Source organism: Cellulomonas massiliensis JC225, from assembly GCF_000312005.1.
Taxonomy (GTDB): Bacteria; Actinomycetota; Actinomycetes; order Actinomycetales; family Cellulomonadaceae; genus Cellulomonas; species Cellulomonas massiliensis.
On the sequence record NZ_HE978588.1, the window covers coordinates 1,209,142 to 1,219,742 of the forward strand.

The window sequence follows — 10,601 nt, forward strand, 5'->3', positions numbered from 1 at the left end:
GCGCGTCCGTGCCGCCGCTGCCGCCCGTGCCCGGCGGCGTGAGCGTCGCCGCCTGGACGAGCGCGTCCAGCAGCGCGCCGTCCCCGTCGCCGCCGGCCAGGTCGGCCCGCGCGACGACGACGTCGACGATCACCGCGGCCGTCACGTCGGGCACCGCCTGCACCGCCGCGAGCATGGCCGCGCCGTCGGCGGCGTCCCCCCGGCCGAGGCCGTCGACGTACGCCTGCAGCGCCGCGACGACGTCGCGCCGCACCTGCTCCTGCCCGGGGTTGGACAGGTCGGCGGAGATCGTGGCCCGCACGCGCGGCGTCATGAACACGTAGCGCGCGACGAGGGTCGCCAGGACGCCCGCGGCCCGGGTGGTGTGCACGGCGTCGAGCAGGCTCGGCAGCCGCTCGGGCTCCGCGTCGACGACGACCGTCACGGTGCCGGGCTCCGAGCGTCCCGTCACCGGCCCGTTGGGGTCGAAGAACTCCACCGGGGTGCCCCGCCCCTCGCGGATGACCCGGTCGAGCGCCGCGAGCGTCGCCTTGCCGAGCCCGCGCAGCACGGCCTTGGCCCGCAGGCGCAGCTCGTCGTCCGTCTCGTCGGCGGCCGCCCGCTGCGTCGGGTCGAGGTTGCTCACCCGCGCGATGCCCGCGACGGGCTGGGTCATCTCGGTGATGGTGCCGGCGGCCACGAGCCCCGCCTCGCCGGCGAACGCGACGTCCGCGCGCACGGGCACGTCGATGCGCACCTGCCCCCGCTGCAGGGTGCGCGGCTGCGTCGTCACGAACAGCACCGCGCCCGTCGTCGTCGCCAGGCCCGTGCCCGCGGGGATCGTGATGTTGCCGTCCAGGCCCTCGACCCGGAAGAACGTGACGAGTCCTTCGGCGTGGTCGGCGGTCTTGCGCGTGACGTCGAGGATCGCGACGACGTAGTCGAGCGACTGCCCCGTCGCGGTGTCGACGAACGCGGACAGGTACGCGAGGTTGATCTGCTGGTAGACCGTCGCCACCTCGCGCCCCACCGCCTCGGTCAGCGTGCGCGTCACGCTGCCCACGTTGACGTCGCTCAGCGGCGAGCGGCTGTCCACACGGGCGTAGTCGACGTAGAACGCCGTGTCGTCGTCGGGCAGCGTGCCGTCCTCGAGCCAGACCACGACGTTCGTCGTCGCCCCGAACTCGAAGTCGATGTGCAGCAGGAACGTGCGGGGCTGGCCCGCGGCCGTCCCGGTGATGCTGCGCACCCCCGACGACGGCTCGGCGAGCGGGTACGTGAGCACCTTGAGGTCGAACAGGATCTTCTCGTTGACCACCCCGCCCACGACGGACGTGAGGATGTCGTCGACGAGCTCGCCGTACGGGCGGTGGACCAGGGTCGCGGTGTCGACGTTCACGGCGTGCTCCCCTCCAGCGGCACGGGGAAGACGAGGTTCAGCTCGGTCACGCCGTCGATGGCGACGACGGAGGCCCGCACCTCGACCCACGTGGGCCGCCGACGGTCGGTCTCGACGGTGATCTGGCGGACGCTCTTCACGCGCGGCTCCTCGAGCAGCGCCTGGAGCGCGTAGAGCCGGGCGCGGTTGCGCGTGGTCGGCGTGTTCGGCTCGCCGACGAGCTCGTGCAGCCGGCTGCCGTACGTCGGGTGCCCGAGGTGCGCCAGCTCCCCGGCCTGCGTGAGGAACCGCAGCTGCAGGGCCTGCACGAGGTCGGCCACGCCCTCCACGCGCTGCAGGTCCTGCGGCGAGGCGTCGGGGGCGCCGGGCACCTCCACCTGCGGCCGGGGGGCCGTGAACAGGTCGCTGCCGCGCTCGCGCTGCTCGGTCAGCAGCAGCTCGCCGAGCAGGCGCAGGTCGGAGCCGAACAGCGCGTCCCGGAAGCTGCCGGCCGAGCCGATCGTCGGCGTGCTCATCGGTCCCTCCCCCTCGTCGGACGCAGGCGCGGCGTCGTCGCCGTGCGGGCGGTCACGGTGCCCACCCGTCCGTGACCCACATGGCCGCCGGCGGCCCGATGACCGTGAGCACGCCGGGAGGCGACGGGATGGAGTCCCCCATCCGGACGAGCGCCCGACCACCCACGCGGATACCTGTCGAGCCGAGCGGCCCGATGACCAGCGGGTAGGGCACGCCGCTGACGGAGTTGACCATGAGGCAGATCGAGCCGGACGTGGCGAGCGGCATCCCGCCCGCGGTCACCCACGGCGGCAGGACGACGAGGATCGTCCCGGTGTCCGGCGGCCCGGCGGCACCGGGCGTCACCATGACGCTGCAGCCGATCGAGACGGGCATCCCTGGCACGGTCGTTCCTCCCTGGCGGACGGGGCGCCGGCGCGGCCGGCGGGCTGGTGCGCGGCGGCGTCATGGCGAGAAGGAGGTCATGCCCTTGACCGTCACCATGGCGCCCTGGACGGTGGCGCCCGCGCTGCCCTCCAGGGACGCGCTGAGCGACCCCTTGAGCGTCGCGGTGGTGCCCGCGGAGGCGGTGAGGCCGGTGCCGGCCTTGATGTCGACCGACGTGCCGGCCTCGAGCGTGAGGTCCTGCGACGCCTTGAACGTCACGGACCCGGCGGACTCGACCGTGACGTCGCCGTCCTGGTCGAGGACCATCGACGAGGTGCCGGACCGGACGGTGACCTTGCCGCCGCTGGAGCCCTGCTGGTCGAGCACCATCTCGGTCTTCCCGGCCGTGACGGTCACGACGCCGTCGACGATCCGCACCGTGATCTTGGGCGGCAGCTCGATGACGAGCTCGCGCGTCGGGTCCTGGTCCTGGTGGTTGCGCAGGGCGGCCAGCACGCTCTTGTCGTCGTCGGCCGCGAGGGGCAGCCGCATCACCATCTCGTCGGTGGTGGACAGGGGCGGCCGGTCCTCGTCGTCGTACAGGCGACCGAGCACGACCGGCGCGTTGACGTCGCCGTGGTCGAAGCCGACCAGCACGAGGTCGCCGACGTTGGGGATCGCGACCGACCCGACGTGGCCGGTCGCGACCGGCACCCGGACGAGCGCGAGGCCGCTGCTGCGCAGCGCGACGTCGACGCCGTAGTTGTCGTCGTCGTCCGCGTCGCTGTGCGGGTGCACGTCCGTGACCACGCCCAGCTCGGGGACGCGGACCGCGGCCAGCTCGTGCCGGACGATCGCCGCGATGGTGTCGACGAGCGTCATGACCCCACCCCCGTCCCGGTGGTGCCGCCGAGCGCCGCCGCGGCCGGCCCGGCGAGCCCGCGCAGCGCGACGTCGGTGAGCAGGCCGTCGGCCTTGGTGATCCGGTGCTGCACGCCGCGCACCTGGTAGTTGCCGTCGAGCCGGTCGACGCCGGCGCGCTCGGGGAACCGCTCGAGGCGCACGAGGTCGCCGAGCGCGACCTGCGGCCGGCCCTGGATCCGCACGCGCACGCGCAGCGACGACGCGGTGAGCGCGTCCGCGGCCGCCCGGGCGGCGTCGGACGCGACCCGCGCGCTGCGGGCCACGGTGCGCTCCAGCAGCAGCGTCGGGCTGCCGGTGCCGGACGAGCCCTGCCGGGTCGTCACGTCCTTCGTCAGCCACGCCCACGACTCGTCGCCTCGCGAGGACCCCGGGCTGTCGCCGACGACGACGACCGTGCCGGCGACCGGCCGGGCCCGCCACTGCTCGGCGGCGAGGACGTGCTCGCCGTACTTCACGGTGTGCACCGTGCGGCTGCCGCCGAGCGCCTCGAAGACGAGGGCGCCCTCCGGGGTCGTGTACGTGTCGAAGCCCGCGAGCGCCGCGAGGTCGCGCACGTGGCGGGCCGCGTCGCGCCGGCCGTCGACGACGTACGCCGGCAGCTGCGGGCCGTCCTCGGCCCGGTCGACGTCGAGCCCCGCCTCGCCGGCGAGCGCCCGGACGATCTCGCCGGCGGTGGTGTCCTCGAAGGTCCGGTCGACGCGCGTCCGCAGGAGCGCGTCCGCGGTCGAGTGCCCGACGACCCGCTCGGTGCGGATCCCCGGCTCGGTCGTCACGACCGTCCCGGTGAGCACGCGCAGCAGCCCGTCGTCCTCGTCGGAGTACCCGAGGTCGACCGAGACGTCGTCGCCGGGAGCGGCGCGCAGGCCGCCGACCTGCCCCTGGACGATCGTCACCGAGTCGGCCGGGGTGTCCATGTCGAGCCGGACCGTGAGCTCGACGACCGTGCTCGCGCGGGGCTCGACGGTGGTGTCGACGACGTGGTCGCCGATCGTGACGCGGTAGGCGGGGCGCAGCATCACGGCCTCCCCTGCAGCCACGCGAGCAGCGCGGGGCTCGTCGTCGCGGGATCGCGCGGGTCGGCCAGCTCGGCGGCCACGGCGTCGCGCAGGGCGGCCCCACGGGGTGCGGGCTCGGCGTCGCCCGCACCCGGCCCGTCGGCCGCTCCGGGCGGGCCGAACACGTCGTCGGGCGTGAGCGGGAGGGGCAGCGGCGCACCGACGAGGTTCGGGGCCCACGTGCCGAGCAGCGTCGGGCGCAGGTCGCGCAGCCGGGGGTCGAGCGCGCTGCGCAGCATCGCGCGGACGAGGCGCGCGCGGGCGGGTGCGGGGAACTCCCCCGTGACGGTCATGTCCTCGTACGCGGCGACGAGGTACGCACGCTGGGCGTCGAAGCGGGTGGCGGGGTCCTCGGCCGTGGCGAGCAGCCGGTCGAGGCGGCCGGCATGGGTGCGCAGCGCCTCGCGCGCGGTCGACCAGACGTACCGCGCCCAGACCTCGCCGGCGGTCGCGCGGCGCTCCCAGGCCTCGGCGAGCAGCCGGTCGGTCGTGGGGTGGCGGCGCTGCGCGGCCCGGACGGCGCGCACGTCGTCGACGACGTCGCCCTGCGCGAGCTGGCGGCACCGGCCGGCGGCGAGCAGCACGGCGGGATCGTGCGGGCCGGCGTCGCAGAACGCGACGTAGCGCCGGCCGGGTGCCGCGTCCGCCCACAGGTCGGCGTCCGAGCGGATCGCGACGGGCACCTCGACCCGGTCGCCGGCCGAGGCGTCGACGCGGCCCTTGAGCACCTCGGTGACCTCGACCTCGACCGTGCCGAGGCGCAGGGGCGCGCCGTCGCGCGGGTCGGGCTCGGGCGGCCCGAGCCGGACGGCGACGACCTCGACGGCGACGACGACGGCCGCCTCCGTCACCTCGCTGGTGACCGGGCTGACCGGGCTGACGGGGCCCGTGGGGACGGTCGCGGCGCTCATGCCCGTGCGTCCTGGACGAGGGTGTTGAGGGCCGTCGGCGGGCGGACCTCGGTGCCGGAGGTGGTCGCCGCGACCGCGGGCGACGAGGGCACGCGCGCGACGATCGTGGTCGCGGGGGCGGCGACGACGGCGATGGCGCCGTTCGCCGGGTTGATGCTCCACGTGCCGTCGAGGTTCCAGTCCACGCGCTCGAGCGCGCCGTAGAGCCGGTCGGCCGGGTCGCCCGTCGCGCCCGGGGCGGCCGTCGCGTTCGTCCAGAGGGTGAGGGTCGCGTCGAACCGGATGCGCAGGACGAACTGCGTGAGCTGGGCCGTGGCGACGATCGGGTGCGTGCCGCCGATCGTGATCCCGGGGCTGTCGACGGCCTCGACGACCCACCGCTGGCCCAGCGCCTGGGGGGTGCGGGTGCGGATGCGCGACGAGGTCAGCGACGACGTCTCGCCGCCCGACCCGCCGCCGGGCCGGCCCGTGTCCAGCAGGGGCGGGGCGAGGATCGAGGGCGCGGCGTCGCCGGGCTGGAAGCGGCCGCCGGGGCCGGTGCCGCGGTCGGACGCGAACACGAAGGGTGCGGGGTGCACGGTCGGCGGCGCGGTCGTCGGGTCGGTGAACGTCGGTGAGAACGACGTGCTGTCGTGGATGTCGTTGGTCCACGAGCCGAAGAACCGGGCGATGTCCCGGCGCCCGTCCGCGCCGCCGGTGACGACGTCGACCTGCGCGTTGAGGTGCACCGCCGCCGTCCCGGGCGCGGCGATGTTGAACACGCCCGAGCGCACGTTGATCCCGTTGCCCGGCACCGGGTTCACCGCGAAGTTGGCGGCGGTCGCGGCGGAGCTGTCGAGGAACAGCGTCGCGTGCCCGAGCACGACGTTGCGCACGATGCTCGGCTCGCGGTCGACGTGGTGCTCGTAGAGGCCGTTGCCGTTGCCGTCGACGAACGCCCGCACGTGGAAGGTGCCGGAGTTGTCGGCGAGCATCGTGGCCAGGAGCGGGTTCCCGCCGTCCGGCACGACCGTCGGGGCGGCGGCGGCGTGCAGCGCGACGATCCCCGCCGCGTCGTCGCCGCCGTCGGCCGCCGGGATGCCGACGGCGCGCTGCGCGGACCAGAGCACGGGCACGCCGGCCGGGCGCACGGTGACCTGCAGCCGGATCGGGTCGGCGGCGAGCACCGAGCCCTCGAACAGCGGGACCGCCGGGTTGACCCGCGGGTTCTCGTCGAAGTCGGCGGGCACGGGCGCCGCGGGGGCCGCGGGCACGACGTGCGGCGCGACGGGTCCGTTCGGCGGCGGCGGGACCAGCCGGCCGGTGCGCGGCGCGGTGCCGGGGATCGTCATGGTGAGGTCGCGCAGCTCGACCACGGTGAGCTGGGCGTGGTCGCCGTCGGGCTCCACGCCGTCGATGCCGAGCTGCACCGTCGCGTCGCGCAGCGCCCCGCTCACGGCGGCGCCCTCGACCCAGAACCGCGTGCCCCCCGCGGGGACCGCCGCGTTCGGCAGCTGCTGCGGCGACGGCACCACGGCCTGGCCGGGCGCCGCCACCTCGTCGGCCGCGGCGAACAGGCGCGTGCGCGCGTCGGCGGTGAGGACGAGCGTGCCGGTGAACGCGGCGGGCACCGCCTGGCGGACCGTGAGCATCGCGCGCCCGGCGTGGTTGCCGGCGTCCTGGACCTGCACGAACCGGCCGGGGTTGACCTTCTGCGCGTCGGTGAGGGCGGCCGGGTCCACGCCGGCGGCGGTGCGGCTCGCGTGCAGGTCGAGGAACAGCTCGACGCAGGTCAGCGCGTGCGTCGTCGACAGCCCGGGCGTGCCGCCGACCGTCAGGGCGAGCGTCAGGACGACGTCCCCGAGCGCGGCGCTCGCGGCCCGGCCCTCGGCGAACAGGGTCACGCCGGCGGCGAGCTGCGCGTCGGTGAACACGTTGTCCACGCCGTCGAACGTCAGCTCCGTGCCGCCGACCGCCGCGTCGAACAGCCGCACGCGGTCGCTCGAGCGCGTGAGCGTGCCGCTTCCGGTGAACGGGCCCGACGCGCCGAGCGTCACGGGGCGGCGCGCGGGCGCGGTGTGCGGCTTGCGGACGACGACGACGTCGGGACCCGCGAGGGTGGGCTGCACCGACGCGACGGCTCGGTTGACGACCACGACGTCGGCGGGCGCCGACCCGTCCAGCCGGAAGCAGGTGGCGTTGCCCTTCACGTCGGCGAGCGTCTGGGCGCGGGTCCGGACGAGGAACGGCCCGTCGACGGAGATGACGAAGGTGCCCGGGCCCTTCTGCGGCACCGGTCCGGGGAACGTGAACGACCCGTCCGCGGCCGAGCGGCTGGCGACGGGCGTGCCGGCGCGCTCGGCGCCGGTGACGGGCACCTCGCCGCCCAGGTACTCGCCGTCGGGCGCCATCAGCACGTAGGCGCCGTCCGCGAACGGCGTGCCGTCCTCGAACGTGATCCGCCCCTCGACCGGGAACGTCCCGGTCTCGGCGGGGACCCGGCACCAGGGCCGGTTCGCCGGCGGCGGCCCGCCGACGCCCGGCGGGTTGGTCGGGCAGGGGCTGCCCCACGGCACGACGAACCCGTCGACGCTCGTCGCCGTCCCGTCGTCCAGGCACCACCCGCCGCCACCCGCGCCCTCGGGCACCTGGTCGAGCGTGACCGGCCGCGGCACCGCGACCGGCATGGTGTCCTCCTTGACGAACATCAGCTCGGTGCGGCGGTTCGGCCGCCAGGCCGTCTCGCGCCCGTCCACCGGGTCCTGCTCGCCGCAGCCCAGCCACCGCAGCGGACCGCTGTCGCACCCGGTCGCGTTCCGGTTGGGGAACAGCGAGGCCTGCGGCAGGTCGACCACGTCGTGGCGCAGGTACTCCTCGATGAGCACGGGCCACGTCGCGTCCCCGACCACGCCGTCGTCGACGAGCCCGTGGTCGCGCTGGAACTGCCGGACCGCGGCGTCCGTGAGCTCGGGGTCCTTGCCGACGTTGCCGCGGAACCGGCCGAGGTCCTGCAGCATGTGCTGCACCTCGCGGGTGCCCCAGGTGTCCTTGACGGTGCGGACCGTGCCGGTCGGGCGCGCGCGTCGCAGCTCGTCCCACTCCGCGACGGACCGCGCGAGGTCGCTGCCGGCCGTGAGCATCGCGTACGTCGCGCGGCCCCGGCGTTCGGACAGCGACTGGTTGTACTCGTCCGACCCGGCCTTGTCGGTGTTCCCGACGACGAGCAGCCGCTCGTCGGGGTGGTCGAGCGCGTACTGCCGCACCTGGTGCAGGACGTGCCGCTCGCACGGCTCCACGAACGCCTTGTCGAAGTGGAACGTGATGACGAAGACCGTGCCGATCTTCGAGCCGCGGCGCAGCACGATCGTCGCGTGCGCCTCCTGCCCCTCGACCACCGTCACGGGCGAGGACCCGGTGAGGGTCTCGTGCTGGCCGGTCGGCGTGCGGTCGTCGTCCACGAGCGCGGACGCCGTGTACTGCCCGGCGGGGAACGGGTCCTCGAACCAGGTGTCCGGCCGGATCCGGTTCGTGAGGTCGCGGCGGAACGCCGGGTCGCCCTCGTCCGTGCGCCCGGCGACGCTGACGTGCACGCGGTCCATGTCGAACGCCGGGTCGCCCTCGACGACGACCGTGACGGACAGCCGGCCCTCGTCGACGCGCGGCGGCGGGGGCGGCGGGATGATGACGGGCGTCTCCTCGATCGGCTCCGCCTCGGTGAGCTCGCGCAGGGTCAGGACGTACTCGTAGGCGCTCGGGCGTCCGGCGAGCTCGCGCACGTCCATCCGCTCGACGACGACCTGGTCGACGAGCGTCGCCTGCGTGATGTCCGAGACGAACGGCAGCGGGTCGCCCGCCAGGAAGGCCTCGCGCAGGTCCTTGAGGCTGTCGGCCACCTCGGGCCGGGTGAGCACGCCCGCGAGCGAGATCCGCGCGCCGCGCCGGCCCAGGTCCTGCAGGAAGTCGGTCTCCAGCACGGGCACGGGGTGACGCACGACGAGCTGGTCCTCGTCGGCCTCGACGACCTGGACCTGCTCGAGCTCCAGGTCGCCCAGCATGGGTCGGACCATCGTGCGTCACCCCCCTCCCGTGCGTCGGTCGTGCGGTGGTCGGTCGTGCGGTGGTCGGTCGTGCCGTGGTCCGGCGGGTCGCGTCAGGCCGGCTTCAGCGAGACGAGGTGCGCCTTGACGGCGTCGATGAGCCCGACGAGCTCGTCCTTGACGGCGTCCACCGATGGCAGGCCGGTGACGACGTCCGCGATGTCGCCGATCGCGCCGATGCTCGACGCCTCGTCGGGCAGCAGCTTCTTCGCCGCGTCGAGGAACGCCGGGATCATCCCGGTGAACGAGGCGACCTCCCCGAGGCCGGGGATCGCGCCGACGTCGAGGTTCTGGATCTCGGTCTTCAGCTTGTCGAGCAGCCCAGTGAGCTCGTCGAGGAGCTCGACCACCTGCGGGACGAGGCTCGCGATCGCCTGGATCGCGGGCTTGATGGTGGGGACGTTGTCGTCGAGGAACGTCTTGAAGTCCGTCAGCACGCTCTTGAGCTGGTCGAACAGGCTCTGGTCGGCCATGGGTCTGCCTCCTCCGTGGGTTCTGCGCGGATCGCCTCTCGGGGTGCGGGTACCGGCTCAGGGACCGGACCCGTTGGCCTGCTGGAGGCGTCCGAGCAGGTCAGTGAGGGGCCCGACGAACTGCTCGAGCCCGGTCGCGAAGGGGACTGCGATGTCGAGGCCGTCGAGCAGGCCGTCGAGGAGGTCGCCCGCGTCGGCGAGGATGTCCGCGCCCAGCGGGTCCGTCGCGGCCGGCTCGACGGGCTCGACGAGCTCGTGGAGCGCGATCGCGTAGGCGTAGCGGTCGGGCCGGCCGGCGAGCTGGCGCACCTGCACGTCGTCGAGGAGCACCTGCTCGATCGTCGTGTCGGCCGTGATGTCGGCGACGAACGTGACGGGCTGCCCCGCGCGCAGCTGCTGCTTGAGCCGCTCGACGACCTGGAGCGCGTCCGGGTCGGTCGCGACCCCCGTGACGGTGACGCCCGTCGGCGCGCGGCCGAGGTTCTGCAGCATCGACCCGTCCTTGCCGGGCGCCTTGTGCTCGGCGATCGCGCGCAGGTCCACCGTCGTCAGGTCCTGGACCTGCGGCAGCTCCTCGCCGGCCAGCATGGGGCGCATCGCTCACACCTCGATCCCGTGCCGGCGGGCGGCGTCGTCGAGGATCCGGGTCATGACGAGCTCGAGGTCGGGCTCGGCCAGCCCGAGGGACGTCGTCGCCGCCCGCACGTCGGCCGTCGTCGGGCCGGTGCCGGTCCAGGCGAGCCCTCGCGCCGCGGGCCTGTCGTCGGCGAGCGGGCCGTCGCCCAGCCGGGGCGGGCGCGAGGTCGGCTCGGCCCAGTGGGCGACGGTGTGCGGCTGCCGGCCGTCGGTGAGCGGCTCCGCGTCGGGCTCGTGGCGCCGGGCGGACCGCGGCGTCGCCGGCT

At 75.2% G+C, this 10,601-nt stretch carries 10 protein-coding genes; all 10 read right to left on the reverse strand.

Annotation, left to right across the window (positions count from 1 at the left end; translation table 11 throughout):
- Positions 1-1,378 (reverse strand): baseplate J/gp47 family protein (locus HGCM_RS18755; RefSeq protein ID WP_019135906.1); only part of this gene is annotated, 1,378 nt, incomplete at its 3' end.
- Positions 1,375-1,893, reverse strand: a complete 519-nt coding sequence (locus tag HGCM_RS17100) for a GPW/gp25 family protein (protein ID WP_019135907.1) — start codon at positions 1,891-1,893, stop codon at positions 1,375-1,377. The genes HGCM_RS17100 and HGCM_RS18755, both read right to left, overlap by 4 nt.
- 52 nt (positions 1,894-1,945) lie before the next feature.
- A complete protein-coding gene (locus tag HGCM_RS05720; RefSeq protein WP_019135908.1) occupies positions 1,946-2,269 on the reverse strand; it encodes a hypothetical protein in 324 nt (107 codons plus the stop codon).
- A gap of 69 nt (positions 2,270-2,338) precedes the next feature.
- Complete coding sequence (locus HGCM_RS05725; RefSeq protein WP_019135909.1) at positions 2,339-3,142, reverse strand: phage baseplate assembly protein V; 804 nt, start codon at positions 3,140-3,142, stop codon at positions 2,339-2,341.
- The gene (locus tag HGCM_RS05730) at positions 3,139-4,200 is read right to left on the reverse strand and encodes a hypothetical protein (protein WP_040399491.1); all 1,062 of its coding nucleotides are present in this window, start codon (positions 4,198-4,200) and stop codon (positions 3,139-3,141) included. Before HGCM_RS05730 ends, HGCM_RS05725 begins: the two co-directional genes overlap by 4 nt.
- Entirely contained in the window at positions 4,200-5,150 is a 951-nt protein-coding gene (locus HGCM_RS17105) for a hypothetical protein (RefSeq protein WP_019135911.1), read from the reverse strand. The genes HGCM_RS05730 and HGCM_RS17105 overlap by 1 nt, the downstream gene beginning before the upstream one ends.
- Positions 5,147-9,196 carry a peptidoglycan-binding protein gene (locus HGCM_RS05740; protein WP_026075292.1) on the reverse strand — a complete coding sequence of 1,350 codons (4,050 nt, stop codon included), beginning with the start codon at positions 9,194-9,196 and terminating at the stop codon, positions 5,147-5,149. The genes HGCM_RS17105 and HGCM_RS05740 overlap by 4 nt, the downstream gene beginning before the upstream one ends.
- Positions 9,197-9,279: 83 nt before the next feature.
- Positions 9,280-9,699, reverse strand: coding sequence for a hypothetical protein (locus tag HGCM_RS05745; RefSeq protein WP_019135913.1), 420 nt, complete (start codon positions 9,697-9,699; stop codon positions 9,280-9,282).
- Positions 9,700-9,756: 57 nt separating this feature from the next.
- Positions 9,757-10,296, reverse strand: coding sequence for a DNA circularization N-terminal domain-containing protein (locus tag HGCM_RS05750; RefSeq protein ID WP_019135914.1), 540 nt, complete (start codon positions 10,294-10,296; stop codon positions 9,757-9,759).
- A gap of 3 nt (positions 10,297-10,299) precedes the next feature.
- On the reverse strand, positions 10,300-10,601 hold a 302-nt coding region (locus HGCM_RS19710), incomplete at its 5' end, for a hypothetical protein (protein WP_040398952.1).